Source organism: Thiomicrorhabdus aquaedulcis, assembly GCF_004001325.1.
Lineage (GTDB): Bacteria > Pseudomonadota > Gammaproteobacteria > Thiomicrospirales > Thiomicrospiraceae > Thiomicrorhabdus > Thiomicrorhabdus aquaedulcis.
The window spans coordinates 2243487-2264137 of the sequence record NZ_AP018722.1 but is presented as its reverse complement, the minus strand read 5'-3'; the positions used below and the strand labels follow the sequence as shown (position 1 = coordinate 2264137).

Genomic DNA, 20651 nt, shown 5'->3' with positions numbered 1-20651 from the left:
AAATTACCGTGTTAAGTGTTAAGTCTGCTTAATACTTTATGGAATATCGCAGTAGACCTAAGCATATGTTGTGGTGTTTCATCGCAAAAACTCACTAAGAACAACGTTAAGCCAATGAATATGTAAATAAATACATTAACAGCTTGCGGTGCCACATTCAGTGATTTGCTTTAAGATTCCAAGTGCGTTCTGAAAGCGTTAACTCTTAATGATATAACTCTGACAAAGTGCAAACCCTGCAAGCGCAGTAAAAGATTATTAAATTAAAGTATAAAAACTGAATAAAAAGAATTTTTAACTCAAAACGCATAATAGCACGTATATAGACCAAACGGTAATTGCGCTTTTATGAAAAAACACTTAAATTAATATATATTTTTTTTAAAAAACCTTAACGATAATTTGCACAAATTAGAGGCTATAACGTATCTATTCATTAGCAAGTTTTAACACGAAAAGCCGTTAAATTTAAACCATTTTTTTTGAACGAAAAACCACTCGTGCAAAGACCTGTTAAGACTGTATATAAAAAAATATAGAACAAAAATTTACGACAGCTCATGTAAAACCATCACCATAACCGCCTACCAATTGCCTGCGACACTGTTTTACAGAGCACCGTTAGTTATTGTAAAAATATTGTCTGCTGTTTGTACAAAGGTTAGTCTGCGGATGCACCTGGCGCTAACAAAGTAATAAGTTATTGCGTATAATGGCTCGTTACGCATATTGGATTGCTTGTAACTTGCTATTAGCCGTTTAGGAGTGCTTGTGCAAGAAGGCTATTAGCGTGTCTAAGGTTAATTGTTTTGTTGATTTTAGTTAGAGCATGTCTCTTTCTTAAGACAATGTAATGAGTACAACAAAACAATAACGCTCATGTTTATATCAAATGGTTAATTATGAATTTACTTTCGCAATACATTACAACGACTGAGGCCTGTGATTTAATTGGGGTTTCTAAAACCATTGTTAAAAGGTTGGCTGATGAAGGCACCTTAAAAATTTGGAAAACCCCGGGTGGTCACCGTCGTTTATTAAGGTCGTCGGTTTTAGAGTACGTTAAAAATTTATCAAGAGATCAAATAGCGTTATCAGGTGGCAGCGATTTAGCCGAAAAACAACCGCTTGACGCCGATATGACTATTTTAATTGTTGATGATGACACGTCGACTCAGCTACTTTTGCAAAAAATAGTTGAAAGTTTGCATTTAAACATTGAAGTGGTGTGTGCAAAAAATGGGTACGAGGGATTATTAATGGTAGGTGCTAAACGACCAGAGATGATTTTTGCCGATTTGATGATGCCGCAAATGGACGGTTACACAATGCTAAACAGTATTCGTAGTTTAAATGTTGATTTTCAGGCAACGATTGTAGTGGTGACCGGAAAAGAGCCAGAAGCGATAGAAAGAAGTAGATTACCTTCGGACGTTATTGTGATGCATAAACCCATACAAGCCGACATTATTAAAAGTTTTATACAGTACGAATATAATTCTAAAGTTAAATAATGTGCGATTTTTTAATTTTCGGTTTAATTATAAGGTTTAAAGTTACGCTTAAAACTGTGCAGTAAATTTTTTTAAAATGACAGCACTATAAAAATGGGTTTACCAAATTAGCGTTACCAAGTTTGAGTTTAGCTAATTTTAAAATAAGATTTAAAACTAGCCATAACCCGTTAATTATTTGGTTAGTAAGTGGCACCTTTATCAGAAAAAGAGTTTAAGTACTTTTTGATGATAGCCATTCTGGGCATCTTCTCAACAGCGCGGTATATTAAGTAGTGTATAAATCCATGAACAGCCAAAGCAATTAATAAGCCTTCAAAAATTCCTACGTTGTACACTAAAGCCCCGCACAAAATAGCCAGCATTAAGGCATAACGACCATGATGCACAACATGCATTAGACCCATAATCATTTTCCAGCCTGTAAAAATCATAATGACCGCGAGTGCAAATTTAGGCAAAAACTCTAAGTGTTCTGAGTACACAACAAAGAACGTAACAACTAAACCAACCACCAGCACCGAAAACTTAGTGTAAGCGCCTGCGAGTTTATTGGTGGTGCTTTTTGCGAGTCCATCTAAGTTAGTCATTCCCCCAAAGAAACTTGCGCCTAAGTTAGAAATCCAGATCGCAAGCAAACTATTATTGCTGTTACATTTTCTTTGTAATGGGTCAATTTTTTGTATGGCCGCGTTGCTCATTACTTGTTCTATAACGTCTATGACGGCGAGCATTACAGCAAAACCAAAGGCGTAAGCAAGTAGCCATCCATTATCAAAAGTGGGAATTGGAAAAGCTAAGGCTAAATCAACGTCTTCGACCTCAATCATGGCAACAGGCATAAACTGCGCCACGACGACGCCTAAAATGATAATAACAAAGTAGGGTATAGCAGGCCTGGTGGCTTGAAATTTGTTAAATAAGTAAATAAACAATCCAAAAAATACGCTAGAAAGTAATATTATTTGCATGCGCTCACTTGACCAAAAAGCTTGGGTAGAGGATAGGTCTGCAACTAAATCAGCCGGTAATTCGTAGGTGAAAGCAAAGAATTTTAGGGCTATTTTTAAGCCGATTCCGGCCAGTAATCCTTCTACAAGATAGGTGGGTACTACCAGTAAAATATAACGCTGCAAGTTAAATCGCCATATTAGGCCCTGCATAATGGCTGTCATAAAAATAACAAACGCCATGTTTTCTATGCCAAATGTTGCAACACCCAATGCAAGTATTGGGGCAAGTCCGGCGGCTATACCAGGGCTGCCTATAAAGTTTCCGGGTCTAAACCATGCATTAATCCAAGCTATAAAACTGGCAAAGGCAACGGTAGCCAACCCTACTTTAATAGGATAGTCCGACATCATGGCAATGCCTATTGAAAGTGGTATTGCCATTGAGCCAGTGATAATTCCAGCCTGAATGTCACGCGAAAGGTACTTTCTTTGAAAAGCTGCGGAACCTTGTTGATGGGGGTTTACGTCACTGGTGGTTGTGTTGAGTTCGGACATGGATTTTTTTCCATAAATTAAAGTAGCTGGCTTTTACCTTTAAAGACTGTTACACCAAAATGTTGACCAGTGTAAGAAGTGCAAGATGAGTGTAATTACCCTACTTTTTCCTAAAATACTCTTTTGCTACGGTATTGACTAAGTTTTTGCCAAGGTAAAGGATTATTCTGCTTTGGATTGGTGCAGGATACATCGAGTGTGTTTAGCGTAAATCAATTATCAAAGAGTGTGTGTCTTTACATTTAAAGCAATATCTCAATGTCAGTTATTAAGACTTTTAGGCGATGCCCTTTATCAATAACTTTTTTAAGATCAACCAAAAAGGTTTCTGCTTGCGCATCAGTAAGGATAAATAAAAAAAATATATTACTGTCACCATCCGAAATGCCGGATTGTAAGCCACTTAAGCCACTGCCTTGAGCTTGCATGCTGGTGTAACCATTAACGCCATTTTTGCTGGCCATGCTAATCAAACGTGATTCCAGAGTGTTATTGGCAATCACGTTGATTTGTTTCATTTTTTTAATCATAAAAACCCTTTTTGTCTACGTTATTGTGTAATAAGCTGTGCTAAATAATAATAAACGGGTAATCCAATAATTACATTGAACGGAAACGTAACACCCAGCGTTAAGGTTAGATAATAAGAGGGGTTTGCTTCAGGAATTGCCATTCGCATCGCAGGGGGTACAGCAATGTACGATGCTGACGCCGCTAAAACCATTACTAAAAACACGCCTCCAGTGCTAAAGTTTAGCCAGTAGTAGCCTAATATCATACCAATTATTGATCCAATAAGTGGCATGAGCATACCAAAAGATACTAATATCAGCCCAGAGTTTTTGAATTCACCAATTCGTTTGGCAGCTTCCATGCCCATTTCTAGTAAAAATAATGACAGTGCGCCCATAAACATAAGCGTGTAAAAAGGCAGAATGGGTTCTAAGTTTTCTTTAGGCACTATAAATGCAATAAACATGGCACCTAAAAGCAAGATGACACTGCCGTTGGTAAAGGCTTCGTGCAGAACGCTGCCAAAATTTGAACACGATTTTCGTCATCGTCACAATCAATTTGTGGATTCTTTTGTTTTGTTGTTTTGCGCGCATAACTTGCTAGTAGCAGCCCAATAATAATGGCAGGTGATTCCATAATCGCCAACATGATTAACGGGTAGCTTTCGTAGCTTATTTTCATTGAATCTAAAAAGGCGATGGCTACTAAAAATGTTCCAGCACTTACCGATCCGTAGTGAGCTGATATTGCGGCAGAGTCGAATATATTAAATTTGGCAACCTTGGCCAGCCACACAAAGGCAATTAGGGGAATGGTAAGCCCAAGAACTAACGCTACGATGATGGAGTTTATTGCTGGTAGCAGTTCGGCTGTAGATAGAGCGACACCGCCTTTTATACCTATTCCAATAAGCAAAAAAGCCGCTAATACTTTACCCATTTCTGGGGGGAACTTTAGATCTGATTTAATGACTTTGGCAAAAAATCCGAGTGCAAAAAACAATACAGCAGGAATCAATAAACTAGACATAGTAGTAAGTTTCCAATATTAATATTTAAAGACCTTTCGCATCTCACTCGTGCAAACGTCTTAATTTAGGTTTACTAAGGGCTTTAAACTGCATTTTGTGGTTGCGGTCGTCCCAAGTTCTTTTTAATCATTAAGTATGTTTTTACCAAAAATACCATTCATACAATTAAAATTTTGTGGTTTTTCTCTTTATTTAAGATACTTAATATAGAGTCTATAAATTTTTGGCGTTTAACTATAGCTAATTATTATAGGTATAACAAATCAGTTTTTATTCAATCATGGTTAAGAAAAACTAATTCATAATTGGTTATGGTTCTATTTTTCTTAATTAAAGTGGGGTTTTTTTCTGCTCTAAAGGGTCTATGTGCGCTGTTTTAGGCGATAAGTTGATTTTAACGTTATGTGTTTAGGGCGTTTTGCCTATTTTTTTAAGGTTGATGTCGTCGGATGTCATGTGTTCTATCATGAAAACATGAAACACTGCTGCAGAGGGTGAGAACGTCCGATTTGCTAAGCTGGCAAGATACCATTGTTTTATAACCGGTAATCCTGCAACGTCTAGCTCTGCAATTTTACCGGTTTCAATTTCTGTTCTGGCTGTATCAAGGGCTATAAAAGAGAGTCCTAAATTAACCATTACAGACTGCTTAATGGTTTCATTATTGTTCATGACCATGCCTACCTTGGGTTTTATGCCAAGTTCTTCAAAAAAAGTTTCCATTGCTACGCGAGTACCTGATCCAGTTTCACGAACAATAAAGGTTTCAGCTAGGAGCTTTTCGCCGCTAATATTTTTTTGTCCAGCAAGTGGGTGGTCTGCCGCTGAGATAATGCCATGCGGATGTGAGGCAAACGGAACCGATTGTATGTCATTGCTGGAAGGGGGTCTGCCCATAATGGCTAAGTCTATTTCACCTGCTTTTAGGCCCTCGCTTAATTTATCGCGGTTTGCTTCGATTATTAAAATACTTACATCAGGGTATATTTGATGAAAAGCGGCCAAAACTTCAGGTAAAAAATATTTGGCGGTACTGACCATGCCTATGGTGAGCGTTCCTCCTTTAAGGCCTCCAATATTGATCATCGCATTTTGAAGTTCTTGTGTTTGAATTAGGATTCGTTGGCAGTAACCTAAAAAAACCATTCCAGCTTGCGTTATATGGATTAACTTGCTGTTTCTTTCCATAAGCTGCAGGCCTACAGTGTTTTCTATTTGCTTAATTTGCATTGATATTGCAGGTGGCGACATATGAAGCTCGTTAGCGGCCTCTAAAAAACTCATGTGCTTACAGACACAGGAAAAAGAACGCATTTGTTTTAAACTGACATTTAAAATCATTAGTAATTTATTAGCTCGCATTTATGGTTAAGATTATCTTAACATTGGACGTGATATTTTTTATTTTTTTATGTGACGTTTACGGTAATATAATCAGACTAATAAATTCAATAAGAAATTAGAGTTTACTTAACCTTAGTTTTTTTGTTTTTTTTATGTTTAATTCGTTGTATGATTTGTTAAAGAAGACAATAGATAACAAAATACGTATTTTTTTGTGCTGTTGGCTTGTAATGAAATTAAAAAAGCAAATGACATGCGCCGTTGGCGTATGTTAATCATGTTCAATCAAAGGAGAAGCTTAATGGCAGCAAAAACATATCAGGCTGGTGTAAAGGAATATCGACACACCTACTGGACACCTGAATATACACCTTTAGACACAGACCTATTGGCGTGTTTCAAGATTGTTCCTCAACCAGGTGTAGACCGTGAAGAAGCAGCAGCAGCAGTTGCAGCAGAATCTTCAACAGGTACATGGACAACTGTATGGACTGACTTGTTGACGGATATGGACTATTACAAAGGTCGTTCATACCGCATTGAAGACGTTCCTGGCGATGACACTGCGTTTTACGCTTTCATTGCTTACCCAATCGATTTATTCGAAGAAGGTTCAGTTGTAAACGTATTTACATCATTAGTTGGTAACGTATTCGGCTTTAAAGCTGTTCGTTCTTTACGTTTAGAAGACGTTCGTTTCCCAATCGCTTTTGTTAAGACGTGCGGTGGACCACCAATGGGTATCCAGGTTGAACGTGACGTTATGAACAAGTATGGTCGTCCATTATTAGGTTGTACTATTAAGCCTAAGCTTGGTCTATCAGCAAAAAACTACGGTCGCGCTGTATATGAGTGTTTGCGTGGTGGTTTAGACTTTACTAAAGATGATGAAAACGTAAACTCTCAGCCTTTCATGCGTTGGAGACAGCGTTTTGATTTCGTACAAGAAGCAACATTAAAAGCCGAAGCTGAAACTGGCGAGCGTAAAGGTCACTACCTAAACGTTACTGCACCTACTTCTGAAGAAATGTACAAGCGTGCAGAGTATGCAAAAGAAATCGGCGCTCCGATCATTATGCACGATTACATCACTGGTGGTTTTACTGCAAACACAGGGCTAGCTAACTGGTGTCGTGACAACGGTATGTTGTTACACATTCACCGTGCAATGCACGCTGTAGTTGACCGTAACCCGCATCACGGTATCCACTTCCGAGTACTAACTAAGATCCTTCGTTTGTCAGGTGGTGATCAGTTGCACACTGGTACTGTTGTAGGAAAATTGGAAGGCGATCGCGCATCAACATTAGGTTGGATTGATCTATTACGTGAGTCATTCATTCCTGAAGACCGTTCACGTGGTATTTTCTTCGATCAAGATTGGGGTTCAATGCCTGGTGTTTTCGCAGTAGCTTCTGGTGGTATTCACGTATGGCACATGCCTGCGTTGGTTAACATCTTTGGTGATGATTCTGTTCTTCAGTTTGGTGGTGGTACGTTGGGTCACCCATGGGGTAACGCAGCAGGCGCATGCGCAAACCGTGTTGCACTAGAAGCGTGTGTTCAAGCTCGTAACGAAGGTCGTGAGCTAGAGAGAGAAGGCAAAGAAATCTTGACTGCAGCGGCTAAGCATAGTCCTGAATTGCGTGTTGCTATGGAAACATGGAAAGAGATTAAGTTTGAGTTCGACACGGTTGACAAACTTGATGTCGTAAACCGTTAATCTTTAGTCAGAATATAAAAGGAAATTAACATGCAAATTCAAGCGTACAAATCATCACTTAAGTTAGAAACATTTTCTTACTTGCCACAGATGACTCCTGACCAGGTTCGTAAGCAAATTGCTTACATGATTCATCAGGGTTGGAATCCAGGTATTGAGCATACTGAAAGTGACAACATGGCTGGTTCTTACTGGTACATGTGGAAATTACCAATGTTCGGTGAACAGTCAGTAGATGCAGTATTGGCTGAAATCGAATCTTGTCACCGTGAAAACCCTGACCACCTAGTGCGTCTTGTAGGTTTTGACAACTATTCACAAAGTCAGGGTATGGCTTTCGTTGTTTATCGCGGTCGTTAATTGCGGTTTGTGAAGTAGTTCATTTTATAGTGAGCTGCTTTGCCACTAAACTAACAAGTCGATTGACAAAGAGAGAGTGCAATATGTATAACGAAAGTGAGCAGTTAAATGGCTCTGCACCTTCGGGCAAGGAGCTGGCAAGAATGCGTCGTGCAATGCTATCAACAGCAGGGAAATCTGCAAGTATGGCGTCAGTACGCCATGCAGTTGCCGCAAAGCAAAAAGCTGAAATGCCAAGTAATGAAAATTTCGTTGCCTCTTCTTCTCAGGCTTCGAATGCAATTGATTTAAATTTGATGGCATCAGGCAGTGTACGTGAAGCTAACCGCTTACGTAGACAAACTATGAGCACGCAAGGTAAGTCAAGTACTAACCGTGCTAAGGCTATCCCATTGCCAGCATCAACATATGTGCAGCCATTATCATCTGCCGAGTCTTCAGTTTTTGATGCACCCGAGTCTGATTCTATGACAATGCACGTTATTTCTTCTAGTAACCAGCATCAACCGTTAGCTCAGATGAGCGCAGGGCGTACTATTGCAATGGCACGTCGTCAAGCAATGGCTCAAACTGGCAAATCGGGTATGCAGAAAGTTTCAAAAGCAGCAAAAGTTGCCATGTCTATGCCCGGGCAGGATTTTAAGTCAGCTTTAGAAAAAGGTGTGACAGGTCGCCAATTGGCACAGCTGCATCGCTCTGAATCTTCTAATTCTGGTATGGTCAAGTCTTCAACGGCTGTTACAAGACCAACTGGTAGAGTTCGCCCAAAAAAGATTCAGCCCACCAAAGTTGAGTTTACGCAGACCTTGAGTGGGCAATCCGTTTCGGGCACTCGCGTAGATGCCAATAATGGCGTGACAGGTATTGAAAGTGGTGAATGTTCTCATGTAACAGGTACTGAGTATTTGAGTGATGAACATTTTACACAAGTATGTGATTCAAAGCCTGTCGCCGCTCCTGCAAAAGTTTTGAATATGCAGACTTTGTCAGGAAAGAATGTAACTGGTGTTGATGTTTCTGTATCAGAAAAAGTAACTGGTGTTGAATCTGGTTCTGGTTTAACCATAACAGGTTCTGAGTACTTTGGTACTGATTATTATCAAGCGCAGGGTGTAACCGCACCTAAGCCAAATGCAACTAAAGTATCCGTTATGTCTGGTTGTAATGGTACTGGTGTCACAGGTACTAACGTAGGATCAAATGCTAGTGTTACTGGTGTTGAAGTTGGTTCTTTACGTGAAATTAGTGGCTCTTGTTACTTGTCAGATGGCGAGCGTGTTGTTGGTAATCGCAATCCAGAAAAAGTACTTATGTCGCATACCGCGCGCGGTGGACAAGTTTCAGGTTCATTGACAGCCCGTTCTGAAGGTGTAACTGGGAATGAAGCCGGTAGCTGTAAAACTGTGACTGGAACTGAATACTTGAGCAACGAAGAGTTTAAATCTTTTTGCGGTTCTGATTCGGTACCATTAAATGCTGATAAAGTAATTGTTGCTAAAAGTGCCAAAAATATAGCTGTTACAGGTCAACCTCAACAGTTGGATGTAGGACGAATTACCGGTAATGATATTGGCAATAAGCGTCGAATTTCGGGAAGTCAGTATCATGATGTGCAATTTGTGAGCTTAAAAAAATCAGCTCCAGTCGCCACCATTAAACGTCAACCCGTTAGTTTAGTGCAGCCTGCTTCTTCTGCAAGTGATTTAGGTGCATTGACATTCCCAAAGTTTCTAGGTGACAGCCAGGGTGGTAACCTGGCTGTCACCGGTATCGCTGTGGGCGTCAATGAAAACCTAACTGGTAGTGATAAAGGACTTTGTAAAACAGTGACAGGTGATCAACCTGCTGTTGATAATTTGTTGTCTGCATACTGCGCTACGCATCCTGTAAGGGTTGTATCCGTTACTCCTGTATCGGGTGATGTGGCTTTTAACAGCAGCAAGATGACAGGTAATGAACGCGGGGCATGTTCATCGGGTGTAACTGGTGGCTATATTTCTGTTGATACGCCTGTATCGCATAGAACTACTGCTCCTGTACTTACTCCTGATTTACCTTATGCATCACTGGCTAGAGGACGTGTTTTAACGGGTAATGCTGAGCTGGAAAGTAGGCATTTAACAGGTACTCGTGGTTTTCATGCACAAAGAAATGAAAATCCTCAGCGAGTTATGAATGGTTGCATGGCTTCAGTAATGAAGAATGTAAATCATCAAGAATCTGTTGCTCCACCAATTGTGGTAGAGCCCGTACAGGCTGTTGTACCGCCTGTTCCAAGTTCTGTAGAAAATGCCTTAATTACTGCTCATAGACTTACAGGTAATGGAAGTCAGGATGGGCGTAAAGTTACTGGTGATGCTTGGGCATCTTCAAATGCTGTAACCGGAACAGAAGGTGCGTCTAGTAAAAGTCGCAATCCAACTGAAAAGGGAAACCCAAAAAGTTGGATGGTAGGTGCGTCTGTATATAAAGATGTTGAACGTGAAGTTCGTGTCAGTAGTATTAATATTACAGGTTCATCAAGTGGTAGTGCTAAAGGCGTGTCTGTTACCTATTCTGGTGGTGCACGCGGTTAATAAGGCGATAGTAGTATGCGCATTATGCAAGTAGAAAAACACTGGTTTCCACAAATCGTATCGCTGAGTTTGGACATCGCCCATTGTTGGTGGTTAAAGAAAAAAGTGGTGCGCGCAGTGTTGCTGTTGACTCTATTGGTTGTATGCCTGGTGATTGGGTGATTTGTGTTGGTTCTGGCGCCGCGCGTGAAGCGGCAGGCGCTAAGGACTTTCCAAGTGATTTGACCATTGTTGGCATTATCGATCACTGGGAGGAATGATGGAAATTATGCAAGTTGTTTCTGATTTGGTTTGCAGTAAGCGTGTCGTTGGATTTAATAATGCTTCGTTGCGTGTGCTTAAAGACTTAAAGGGAAAGCAGCTAGTGGCGACTGATCCTGTTGGTGTTAGCCCAGGAGAATGGGTGTTTACAGCATCAGGAAGTGCCGCAAGAATTGCCATGAAAGACATGAAAATGATTACGGATTTAACAATCTGTGGCATTATCGACGACTGGTATGAATGATTTTTAAAGAGATCATTAAGTGAGCATTGTGATTAATAAACGACAATGCTATGTAATTTAATTTTTATTTTAATTGTTGAATTTAAGGGGACTGTTATGAGTGACCGTATGGGTGTAGCTTTAGGTATGATCGAAACGCGTGGATTAGTACCCGCAATTGAAGCAGCAGATGCAATGACAAAAGCGGCAGAAGTACGCTTAATTGGACGTCAATTTGTTGGCGGCGGTTATGTAACTGTATTAGTACGTGGCGAAACTGGAGCGGTAAACGCAGCAGTACGTGCAGGCGCTGATGCGTGTGAACGTGTTGGTGACGGCCTAGTTGCAGCGCACATTATTGCGCGTATCCACAACGAAGTAGAAAAAGTACTACCAACAGACGCAGCTTAAGCTCTGTCGTTTTACCATTTTTAGGAGTTTGTAATGTCAAATGTATATGGTGGTGTTGCACTAGGTATGATTGAAACACGTGGATTAGTACCAGCGATTGAAGCAGCTGATGCTATGACAAAAGCGGCCGAAGTCCGTTTAATAGGTCGTCAGTTTGTAGGTGGCGGCTATGTAACTGTATTAGTACGTGGCGAAACTGGAGCGGTAAACGCAGCAGTACGTGCAGGCGCTGATGCGTGTGAACGTGTTGGAGATGGCTTAGTTGCTGCCCACATTATCGCGCGTGTGCATAATGAAGTTGAAAAAGTACTTCCTAATGGTACAACAGGTACAACAGGTTTGGATGCGGACGTAACTCGTACTCAAAGCTAATCATTTGTTTATCACAAATGGTGGAGGTGTGGAGCACCATGCCTTCACACCTTTTTAATTTAAGCCACAAAGGATTGCTATGTCTTGTCAGTCAGATTTCCCGTATGCAGAAAAGTGGGATTTTCGAAATAAACCTTGTCAAATGACACGAAAATTCCAGTTTTCTGCCTATAGGGAAACTCGAGATTTTTTAGATTATCTCAATGCGCAAATAGAAGAAATAGGAGCGCAACCCTCAACCATAAATTTTGCGACAACGTTTGCCAGTATAACGATAGACGGAGAGGAAGGCAGTTTTTTGCCAGAGCAATTGTTCTTGGCAGAGAAGATTAGTGAATTTTATCAACAGACCTTTGTTCAATAGGGCGTATGAGCTATGTTTAAGCATGTCGTTGCCCTGGCGAATCGCAAAGGTGGTGTAGGAAAAACAACAATCGCCGTTAATTTTGCCGCAGCGTTGGCGCAAAAACACACAGTACTAGTGCTGGATGCTGATCCACAGGCCTCATTATTACACTGGTCAATGCAATGCAATAAATTGCCGTTTACAGTAATGCCCTATCGGTTGGGAGAGCCTTTACCCCAGTCCGATGCCAATATCTGTGTAATTGATTGTCCACCTGCGTTTAGAGATGAAGAATTTCTAGCCGTAGTTGAAGAGTTAACCCACTTGATTGTTCCGGTTAACCCATCGCCATTTGATTTATGGGCTACAGTTTCATTTGTTGAGCTGTTAAACCAGCAAGAGCGCCAAACACTGCGCTCGATGTTGGTATTTAATCAAGTTGAAAAAGGCAATGCGTTTGTAAAAGCCGCAATGTCAGTCTCGAGTGCGCTGGGAATTCCATTAGCGCAACAAACTCTGGGTAAAAGAGCGGTATATCGTAATGCCGCAGTAGAGGGAAAGACAGTTTATGATGTTGCAGGACGGGGTAAGCTTGCAAGAGACGAAATGGATACATTGATAGAGGAGATATTTAATCATGTCAACACTGGAAAATAAATTAACATCTGGCATTCGTCAGGTAAAAAGAGCAGCGGCTAAGGCTAAAATAGATACGACCGTCACGAACCCGGTCGACGTACAGGAGCCAGAAGTTAAGTTAATTGAAGCGCCTGTAGAAAAACTGGTTCAAGCCGAGCAAGATGTCGCTCAAGTGAAGAAGAAGTTGTTTGGTTTTGAACACTCAGATCGTGTTTGGCCAGATTAAATTTTAAGGAGTTTGTTAAATGCCAGTTCGTTCGTCATACAAAAAAGCAGTCACCTATAAAGCAGGTAGTCTAGCAGAGCCCGCATCGGTAACGATGCCAACTAATAATTCTTTTATTAATAGTGGTACTTCCGTGAATACAGATAATCCTTTAGCACAATATTACGTTAAATCCGAACCTTATTACCGCACCGTTTCAGATGAGATGTCTCTTTTTGAATCCGCTTATTCTGTGCGCATGCCCATGATGCTTAAAGGTCCAACAGGATGTGGTAAAACACGTTTTGTTGAACATATGGCTTGGAAACTAAATCGTCCTTTAATTACAGTTGCTTGTAACGAAGATATGACAGCATCTGATTTAGTAGGTCGTTTTTTATTAGATTCAAGCGGTACGCGTTGGCAAGATGGCCCATTGGCCATTGCTGCACGTTACGGCGCAATTTGTTATTTAGATGAAGTTGTTGAAGCGCGTCAAGATACAACGGTAGTGATTCACCCGCTTACAGATTCTCGTCGTGTTCTGCCTTTAGAAAAAAGGGTGAACTTGTAGAGTGTCATCCAGATTTCTTTATGGTAATTTCTTATAACCCCGGTTATCAGAGTTTAATGAAAGACTTAAAACAGTCAACTAAACAGCGTTTTGGGGCACTTGATTTTAACTATCCTGCTTTTGAAGTAGAGTCTGAAATTATTAGTCATGAAACAGGCGTGGACATTGAAATTGCTAAAAAGCTCGTGCATATTGCAGAGCGCGCTCGTAATTTAAAAGGCCATGGTCTAGACGAGGGTATTTCAACTCGTATGATGATTTATGCCGCTTCGTTGATTGTTTCTGGTGTTTCTGCTGTTGATGCTTGTCGTGTTACGTTAGTACGCCCAATCACCGACGATCCTGATATGCGTGATGCTTTAGATTCCGCTATCCTTGCCTACTTTTAATGTGAGTTAATATGGCTGTTCATTTAGAAGAATATCAGGACATTCTCGACGAGTTTCCTGAAGATGCAATTGAGTTATTACGCTCGTCATGGGTTGAAGCTTCACGCGTGCTTTCGCCTAGGGGTTTAGATAACTATATTAAGGGTGCTTCGGCCATCAGTAATATGTCACGTTCTTCAACGGTTGTATTGAGTTATTTGCAAAGTGCTCCGAATCTTGCTAAAGAAGTAGGTGAAGATTCCATCGTACTGTTAGTAGATTCGGTATTGGGCTTTGCATCAAAAACTTCGGCTTCTGTTTTAGATTTGATTATTAACACATCGCCAGTGGCCGCAGCTCGATTAGGGGATGCGCAATTATTTGAGTCTTATCTAAATTTGGTTGGACATTTAATGGCGCAAGCTCCACGTGGCGTTCGTTATATGTTGGAAAATCTAGAATTGCTGTTTAGTAATCTTACGTTAGGTGGTCTACGTCGCTGGGCGATGTGGGGCGCGCATGCGTATCGTGTAGATTTTGAAGGCCAGGTTGCTTATTTCTCATTACAATCTCCTGTTTCTCATAATGTTTTGCAGCGTGAGCGTAAGGGCACATTGTTTATTGATGTTCAGCGTCGTTTGAATATTTATTTACGTGCGCTATGGGGACGTGATTTCTTTTTACGTCCTACATCGGGTGATTTTGAAAATCGAGAAGGATTGCGTCCTTTTATTGATAATTTTATGATTCATATCGCTGATGCGCATGATGATTTTAGAGGCTTTGACGGTGGCGATACTGTTATTGCTAGTGGTTTAGAAGTCTATCGAGCTTCAGTTGCGCATGCGGCTGCGCATTTGGTTTATAGCACTACACGTTTAACTCCAGAAACATTGTCGTTACTTGGTATGACAATTGTTGGCATTATTGAAGATGCTCGGGTTGAAAAGCTCGCTATAGCTGAATTTCCAAATTTAAAAGGCTTATGGTTAAAGTTTCATGCTGACTTGCGCAATAAAACCGATGTATTAGAAAGTTTATTGGTCCGTGTTTCGCGTGCATTGTTAGATGATGATTATATTGATGATCACCCAATGGTAGCCAGAGCTCGTCAATTATTTAATGAACATCCTGATATTCAAAGCCCTAATTTTGCTCGTGAAGTAGGTGTTCCTTTAGCTCGTGAAATTGATCGTTTTGGTATGACAGAATTTAGTCCTAAAATGATGATGCATGAGGCAGCTTATCGCGATGACAACCGTTTTATATGGTGGAGCGATGCTTATGATGAAGAACTAGCGTTAGAAGCAAGTTGGAATACTGGGCAGCAGATAAGAAAGAAAGTTTCTGTAATGGAGCTTGTTAACGAAGTTGAGGTCGAGTTAGCTGGCGATGATGCACAAGAAGTGTGGGTTTTGCCAACCGAGTTATTTCCATATGAAGATATGGGGATTTCTTACAATGACTCTGAAGGCAAAGAGCAACCTCTTGAGCCTGTTCATTATCATGAGTGGGATTATCAAATTCAAGTTGAACGCCCTTTGTGGGCGACTGTTCTTGAGCGCCGAGCAAAGATGGGTGACATTACCATCGTAGATGAATTACGTGCTGCGCACCGCCCTGTTATTTCACGGTTAAAGTTTTTAATTGAGTCAATGGTTCCTCAGGGAATGCAGCGTATTCGTCGCCAAGAAACAGGTGATGATATAGACATTAATGCCGCTGTCGCTGCAATGATTGACATCCGTATGCATCAGCAACCGGATGAACGCATAATGATTCGTTATCAGCGTAAGATTCGTGATGTTTCTTTGGTCGTTTTGCTCGATTTGTCTGAATCAACAAATGATAAGGTTAAAGGCAAAGATTATTCTGTACTTGATTTAACTCGTTCAGCGAGTGTCTTGCTGGCCGAAGCATTAAGTAAGATAGGTGATCCATTTGCTATTCACGGCTTTTGTTCAAAGGGTCGACATGATGTGCATTATTACCGTTTTAAGGATTTTGATGAAGAATTTGGTGACGAAGCAAAGGCTCGTTTGGCGGGTATGAAAGGTGATTTCTCAACTCGTATGGGAACAGCTTTACGTCATGCAGGGTCGCACTTAAAACGTCAATCGGCTACTAAAAAATTAATATTGCTTATTACCGATGGTGAGCCGGCAGATAACGATGTGCGTGATCCACAGTACTTGCGTATGGATGCAAAGCATGCCGTTGAAGAGTTGGCGTCTGATGGCATCATGACGTATTGTTTGACTCTAGATCCGCATGCGGATCATTATGTGTCGCGAATTTTTGGAAATAGTCACTATACGGTAATTGACCATGTTGAAAAGCTACCAGAAAAATTACCGATGCTTTATATGTCCTTAACAAAGTGATGCGAGCGTTATGCAATTAAATAGTTTGTCTAAAAAGTTGTTATTTAACACTGTACGTATAGATACATTGCTTGAGAATGGTAGTGAAGGTGCGGGTACAGGTTTTTTCTTTAATTGCTTTTTAAGTGATAATCCTTACCCTTTTCTAGTGACCAATCGTCATGTTGTTGAATTAGCTAAAGTGGGAACGTTATCATTTACAGCGGCGCATGAAGGTGCGCCCGTGATAGGCAAAAGATTAGATGTGTCTATTGCAGATTTTGCAAATCAATGGTTTTATCACCCAGATCCTGAAATTGATTTGGCGATTATGCCACTTGCCCTGTTGGGCAAGAGTGTTCAGGCATTAAATGAAAATATCTATTTTCATGCTATAGACATAGATTTAATTCCTAGTATTGAACAGTTAGATGCGTTCGATGCCCTTGAAAGTGTTCTTTTTGTAGGTTACCCAAACGGGGTTTGGGATAATGTAAATTTAATGCCCATTATGCGTAGAGGCACTACGGCTACCTCTTTGTTATTAGATTTTGAAGGGAAGCGAGAGTTTCTGATTGACGCCTCTGTCTATCCAGGCTCTAGTGGTAGCCCAGTATTCTTGTACAATCCAGAGAGCCATTTATCGCCAGAATCACGTAAGTTTTATTTTTTGGGTGTGGTTTCTGCAGTGTTTTTTCGTGAAGATGACAAGGCAGCTGTTGGCGGTTCTTGTGCTGTGCAAGGATCATGTAATGAAATGATTGATTTAGGCTTAGTGATTAAAGCCGATGTCGTGCGTGAAACCATACGTTATTTCGCAACAATGAAGCTGGGTATTTAGCTAGTTTTGCAATAATTTGTGTTAAGGAAAAGACACTATTATGAAATTTGAAGAGGTTGTTTCGGGTTCTGGTGCTCAGGCAGCAGAAGGCAAAGTTGTAACGGTTCGTGTTCATGCACATAATTTAAGTGGGCGTAAAATTACAGATTGTTACGTTGAAAGTTTTGTTTTAGGACAGGGTCAAACCATGCCAGCTTTAGAGTTGTTAAGCAATGGTATGCAAGTTGGCGGTAAGCGTCATGCGCAGGTTTCACCGCGCTATTTGTACCCTAATCTTACTGGTATGAAAGGGTTGTTGCCTAATCAAACTGTTATTTTACATATTGAACTGCTTGATTGTCAGAATGTTGCTATGGACTCGCAAATGCAATGCACTTTAATTACAGAGCAAGAAGTAGCTGATTTGTTTGATCGATGGAATGCCTCTTTGCAGACTAAAGATGCGCGTAAAGTAACTGATAATTATAGTAAGTCGGCCGTATTGCTGCCAACAGTTTCCAATGTCCCACGTACTAACCATGGTGCCATTGAAGATTACTTTGAACATTTCTTGATGAAAAATCCAGTAGGTAGAATTGATGAGCGCCATATTCACATGGGGTGCAACATGGTTCAAGATACAGGGTTATATACGTTCACTCTTGAAGGAGGTCAGCACGTACAGGCTCGATACAGTTTTATTTATGTTTTAGAAAATGGGCACTGGGTCATTTCACATCATCATTCATCTATGATGCCTGAAGATATGAGTCGTGCGCACTAATATCTAATGCGGTGCTTGTGAATATGGACTGCATTGTGATGATGGAAGAGCTAAGACGTTTTAAAGTTATAGCTTTTCCTGATTTAAAGAGTTCATATAAAAAATTTAGTAGTAAATCAATAATGCCGGCAGGCATTTAATTTTTAAAACATGTAATGCAAGCAGAGCATTATCGGTGTTTGCTGTTTTCCCATTCGGGTGATAAAAATTCTTCCATATGTTCTTCTTTAACCCAGCCTTGAAAATCAGTTGCGGTTAGCCAGTTTTCGGGTGTCCAGCCAAGTTCTTTTGCTCTTTCTAAAGCGTTTGCATGAACACGCTCGTGTTTTTCTTGCAGTTCAGGTGGCAATTGAGACGCCAAACAACCATACTCTCCCCATTTATTGTTTATTTTTTCCCATAAGGCTTCAATTTGATCGACGCGCCATCCTTGGCAGTTTTCGTCATCGTTAATGACGCCAAAAATACGCGCATCACGAATGATTTGTCCAATGCTGGTAAAGCCTTCCCACTGGTCGTTGCTTAAGCCTGAGTAGGTAAGTGGCTTGAGTTTATTAATCATGGTTTGATTCCTATTTATTTAACATTTCATTGTACGTAAGTTAAGGCGTTAAGTGTAGGATGTAGTCAAAATAGTCTTCAAAAAGAAATTTACCGTTATAATCGATTCATAATGTATGGTCTATTTAAACCTTTTTTACTAATGTCTGAACCAAATTGAGTTGTACACAATTTGGTTTATGATTAAAGGAAATTTACGGCGTGTTTACAGCCTCAGGAAGTGCCGCAAGAATTGCCATGAAAGACATGAAAATGATTACGGATTTAACAATCTGTGGCATTATCGACGACTGGTATGAATGATTTTTAAAGAGATCATTAAGTGAGCATTGTGATTAATAAACGACAATGCTATGTAATTTAATTTTTATTTTAATTGTTGAATTTAAGGGGACTGTTATGAGTGACCGTATGGGTGTAGCTTTAGGTATGATCGAAACGCGTGGATTAGTACCCGCAATTGAAGCAGCAGATGCAATGACAAAAGCGGCAGAAGTACGCTTAATTGGACGTCAATTTGTTGGCGGCGGTTATGTAACTGTATTAGTACGTGGCGAAACTGGAGCGGTAAACGCAGCAGTACGTGCAGGCGCTGATGCGTGTGAACGTGTTGGTGACGGCCTAGTTGCAGCGCACATTATTGCGCGTATCCACAACGAAGTAGAAAAAGTACTACCAACAGACGCAGCTTAAGCTCTGTCGTTTTACCATTTTTAGGAGTTTGTAATGTCAAATGTATATGGTGGTGTTGCACTAGGTATGATTGAAACACGTGGATTAGTACCAGCGATTGAAGCAGCTGATGCTATGACAAAAGCGGCCGAAGTCCGTTTAATAGGTCGTCAGTTTGTAGGTGGCGGCTATGTAACTGTATTAGTACGTGGCGAAACTGGAGCGGTAAACGCAGCAGTACGTGCAGGCGCTGATGCGTGTGAACGTGTTGGAGATGGCTTAGTTGCTGCCCACATTATCGCGCGTGTGCATAATGAAGTTGAAAAGTACTTCCTAATGGTACAACAGGTACAACAGGTTTGGATGCGGACGTAACTCGTACTCAAAGCTAATCATTTGTTTATCACAAATGGTGGAGGTGTGGAGCACCATGCCTTCACACCTTTTTAATTTAAGCCACAAAGGATTGCTATGTCTTGTCAGTCAGATTTCCCGTATGCAGAAAAGTGGGATTTTCGAAATAAACCTTGTCAAATGACACGAAAATTCCAGTTTTCTGCCTATAGGGAAACTCGAGATTTTTTAGATTATCTCAATGCGCAAATAGAAGAAATAGGAGCGCAACCCTCAACCATAAATTTTGCGACAACGTTTGCCAGTATAACGATAGACGGAGAGGAAGGCAGTTTTTTGCCAGAGCAATTGTTCTTGGCAGAGAAGATTAGTGAATTTTATCAACAGACCTTTGTTCAATAGGGCGTATGAGCTATGTTTAAGCATGTCGTTGCCCTAGCGAATCGTTAAAAGTGTCAACATGGAGTGTCAACACTCCATAAATTAAAGTAATAGAAGCGCCTATAGAAGAAGACGTTGTTGGGTTTTGATGATTCATATCGTATTTAGCGAGATTAAATTACCCCTGATAACGGGCGTAAATTATCGGTGTTTACCATGTTCCCAATCGGGTGATAAAAACTCTTCCATATGCTCTTCTTTAACCCAGCCTTGAAAGTCGGTTGCGGTAAGCCAGTTTTCTGGTGTCCAGCCGAGTTCTTTTGCTCTTTCTAGGGCGTTAGCATGAACCCGTTCGTGTTTTTCTTGCAGTTCAAGTGGGAGTTGAGATGCTAAACAGCCATATTCTGCCCATTTGTCATTTACCTTTTCCCATAACGCTTCAATCTGGTCTACCCGCCAACCTTGACAGTTTTCGTCATCGTTAATCAAACCAAAATACGTGCATCACGAATGATTTGACCAATGCTGGTAAAGCCTTCCCACTGGTCGTTGCTTAAGCCTGAGTAGGTTAGTGGCTTGAGTTTATTAATCATGCTTTGACTCCTGTTAATTTCACGTTATATTGTACGTAAGTTAAGACATTAAGTGCAAGATGTGCATAAATTCAATAATTAGTTTTAAGTTAAGATATTTGCACGAGTTAGGTGCGAAAGAAAATGAGTAAAATTTGTCTAATTAAAGCCTAA

Annotated in this window: 25 protein-coding genes and 1 pseudogene; 19 read left to right on the top strand and 7 right to left on the bottom strand. The window is 40.5% G+C overall.

What is annotated here, in order from left to right:
* Nucleotides 1–902 precede the first annotated feature (902 nt).
* A complete protein-coding gene (locus tag EP181_RS10375; RefSeq protein WP_127471565.1) occupies nucleotides 903–1514 on the top strand; it encodes a response regulator in 612 nt (203 codons plus the stop codon).
* Between the two features lie 182 nt (nucleotides 1515–1696).
* Here the strand turns inward: EP181_RS10375 and EP181_RS10370 are convergent, their stop codons facing one another.
* The 5 genes from EP181_RS10370 to EP181_RS10355 all read right to left on the bottom strand — a co-directional run bounded on the left by EP181_RS10370 (nucleotide 1697) and on the right by EP181_RS10355 (nucleotide 5909).
* The gene (locus EP181_RS10370; protein WP_127471564.1) at nucleotides 1697–3022 is read right to left on the bottom strand and encodes a SulP family inorganic anion transporter; all 1326 of its coding nucleotides are present in this window, start codon (nucleotides 3020–3022) and stop codon (nucleotides 1697–1699) included.
* Between the two features lie 242 nt (nucleotides 3023–3264).
* Entirely contained in the window at nucleotides 3265–3540 is a 276-nt protein-coding gene (locus EP181_RS10365; RefSeq protein WP_127471563.1) for a P-II family nitrogen regulator, read from the bottom strand.
* Between the two features lie 32 nt (nucleotides 3541–3572).
* On the bottom strand, nucleotides 3573–4016 hold the full coding sequence (locus EP181_RS12730) for a sodium-dependent bicarbonate transport family permease (RefSeq protein ID WP_338064734.1): 444 nt from the start codon (nucleotides 4014–4016) through the stop codon (nucleotides 3573–3575).
* On the bottom strand, nucleotides 4007–4567 hold the full coding sequence (locus EP181_RS12725; RefSeq protein ID WP_269471136.1) for a sodium-dependent bicarbonate transport family permease: 561 nt from the start codon (nucleotides 4565–4567) through the stop codon (nucleotides 4007–4009). The genes EP181_RS12730 and EP181_RS12725 overlap by 10 nt, the downstream gene beginning before the upstream one ends.
* A 409-nt stretch (nucleotides 4568–4976) precedes the next feature.
* A complete protein-coding gene (locus EP181_RS10355) occupies nucleotides 4977–5909 on the bottom strand; it encodes a LysR substrate-binding domain-containing protein (RefSeq protein WP_172959743.1) in 933 nt (310 codons plus the stop codon).
* A 304-nt stretch (nucleotides 5910–6213) separates the two neighbouring features.
* Between EP181_RS10355 and EP181_RS10350 the strand changes: the two genes are divergently transcribed.
* The 15 genes and pseudogenes from EP181_RS10350 to EP181_RS10285 all read left to right on the top strand — a co-directional run bounded on the left by EP181_RS10350 (nucleotide 6214) and on the right by EP181_RS10285 (nucleotide 17937).
* Nucleotides 6214–7635: a form I ribulose bisphosphate carboxylase large subunit gene (locus EP181_RS10350; protein ID WP_127471561.1), complete on the top strand. Its 1422-nt coding sequence runs from the start codon at nucleotides 6214–6216 to the stop codon at nucleotides 7633–7635.
* 30 nt (nucleotides 7636–7665) lie between these two features.
* On the top strand, nucleotides 7666–7995 hold the full coding sequence (locus EP181_RS10345; RefSeq protein ID WP_127471560.1) for a ribulose bisphosphate carboxylase small subunit: 330 nt from the start codon (nucleotides 7666–7668) through the stop codon (nucleotides 7993–7995).
* Nucleotides 7996–8078: 83 nt separating this feature from the next.
* Nucleotides 8079–10571 (top strand): alpha-carboxysome scaffolding protein CsoS2, encoded by a 2493-nt coding sequence (locus EP181_RS10340; RefSeq protein ID WP_127471559.1) that lies wholly within the window; start codon nucleotides 8079–8081, stop codon nucleotides 10569–10571.
* Nucleotides 10572–10586: 15 nt separating this feature from the next.
* Nucleotides 10587–10733 carry a hypothetical protein gene (locus tag EP181_RS12525; RefSeq protein WP_232023594.1) on the top strand — a complete coding sequence of 49 codons (147 nt, stop codon included), beginning with the start codon at nucleotides 10587–10589 and terminating at the stop codon, nucleotides 10731–10733.
* Nucleotides 10661–10831 (top strand): EutN/CcmL family microcompartment protein, encoded by a 171-nt coding sequence (locus EP181_RS10335; RefSeq protein ID WP_232023587.1) that lies wholly within the window; start codon nucleotides 10661–10663, stop codon nucleotides 10829–10831. The genes EP181_RS12525 and EP181_RS10335 overlap by 73 nt, the downstream gene beginning before the upstream one ends.
* Entirely contained in the window at nucleotides 10831–11076 is a 246-nt protein-coding gene (locus tag EP181_RS10330) for a carboxysome peptide B (RefSeq protein ID WP_127471558.1), read from the top strand. The genes EP181_RS10335 and EP181_RS10330 overlap by 1 nt, the downstream gene beginning before the upstream one ends.
* Nucleotides 11077–11172: 96 nt before the next feature.
* A complete protein-coding gene (locus EP181_RS10325) occupies nucleotides 11173–11466 on the top strand; it encodes an alpha-carboxysome major shell protein CsoS1 (RefSeq protein ID WP_127471551.1) in 294 nt (97 codons plus the stop codon).
* Nucleotides 11467–11499: 33 nt separating this feature from the next.
* Entirely contained in the window at nucleotides 11500–11838 is a 339-nt protein-coding gene (locus EP181_RS10320; RefSeq protein WP_127471557.1) for an alpha-carboxysome major shell protein CsoS1, read from the top strand.
* Between the two features lie 79 nt (nucleotides 11839–11917).
* A complete protein-coding gene (locus EP181_RS10315) occupies nucleotides 11918–12202 on the top strand; it encodes a hypothetical protein (protein WP_127471549.1) in 285 nt (94 codons plus the stop codon).
* Between the two features lie 12 nt (nucleotides 12203–12214).
* The gene (locus tag EP181_RS10310; protein ID WP_127471556.1) at nucleotides 12215–12841 is read left to right on the top strand and encodes a ParA family protein; all 627 of its coding nucleotides are present in this window, start codon (nucleotides 12215–12217) and stop codon (nucleotides 12839–12841) included.
* The gene (locus EP181_RS10305; RefSeq protein WP_127471555.1) at nucleotides 12822–13049 is read left to right on the top strand and encodes a hypothetical protein; all 228 of its coding nucleotides are present in this window, start codon (nucleotides 12822–12824) and stop codon (nucleotides 13047–13049) included. Before EP181_RS10310 ends, EP181_RS10305 begins: the two co-directional genes overlap by 20 nt.
* 94 nt (nucleotides 13050–13143) lie before the next feature.
* Nucleotides 13144–13991, top strand: a pseudogene (locus EP181_RS10300) (CbbQ/NirQ/NorQ domain-containing protein).
* Between the two features lie 11 nt (nucleotides 13992–14002).
* Nucleotides 14003–16354, top strand: coding sequence for a nitric oxide reductase activation protein NorD (locus EP181_RS10295; RefSeq protein WP_127471554.1), 2352 nt, complete (start codon nucleotides 14003–14005; stop codon nucleotides 16352–16354).
* Nucleotides 16355–16364: 10 nt separating this feature from the next.
* Entirely contained in the window at nucleotides 16365–17174 is an 810-nt protein-coding gene (locus tag EP181_RS10290) for a S1 family peptidase (RefSeq protein WP_127471553.1), read from the top strand.
* Nucleotides 17175–17214: 40 nt separating this feature from the next.
* Nucleotides 17215–17937, top strand: coding sequence for an SgcJ/EcaC family oxidoreductase (locus tag EP181_RS10285; protein WP_127471552.1), 723 nt, complete (start codon nucleotides 17215–17217; stop codon nucleotides 17935–17937).
* Nucleotides 17938–18106: 169 nt separating this feature from the next.
* Here the strand turns inward: EP181_RS10285 and EP181_RS10280 are convergent, their stop codons facing one another.
* Nucleotides 18107–18499, bottom strand: a complete 393-nt coding sequence (locus tag EP181_RS10280; RefSeq protein WP_197723374.1) for a hypothetical protein — start codon at nucleotides 18497–18499, stop codon at nucleotides 18107–18109.
* 398 nt (nucleotides 18500–18897) lie between these two features.
* Here EP181_RS10280 and EP181_RS10270 point away from each other — a divergent pair, with 398 nt between their 5' ends.
* From EP181_RS10270 to EP181_RS10260, 3 genes are all read left to right on the top strand, one after another.
* Nucleotides 18898–19191, top strand: a complete 294-nt coding sequence (locus EP181_RS10270) for an alpha-carboxysome major shell protein CsoS1 (RefSeq protein WP_127471551.1) — start codon at nucleotides 18898–18900, stop codon at nucleotides 19189–19191.
* 33 nt (nucleotides 19192–19224) lie between these two features.
* On the top strand, nucleotides 19225–19545 hold the full coding sequence (locus EP181_RS10265) for an alpha-carboxysome major shell protein CsoS1 (protein WP_127471550.1): 321 nt from the start codon (nucleotides 19225–19227) through the stop codon (nucleotides 19543–19545).
* A gap of 96 nt (nucleotides 19546–19641) precedes the next feature.
* The gene (locus EP181_RS10260) at nucleotides 19642–19926 is read left to right on the top strand and encodes a hypothetical protein (RefSeq protein WP_127471549.1); all 285 of its coding nucleotides are present in this window, start codon (nucleotides 19642–19644) and stop codon (nucleotides 19924–19926) included.
* A 180-nt stretch (nucleotides 19927–20106) separates the two neighbouring features.
* Here the strand turns inward: EP181_RS10260 and EP181_RS12075 are convergent, their stop codons facing one another.
* On the bottom strand, nucleotides 20107–20394 hold the full coding sequence (locus tag EP181_RS12075) for a hypothetical protein (protein WP_197723373.1): 288 nt from the start codon (nucleotides 20392–20394) through the stop codon (nucleotides 20107–20109).
* Nucleotides 20395–20651 lie beyond the last annotated feature (257 nt).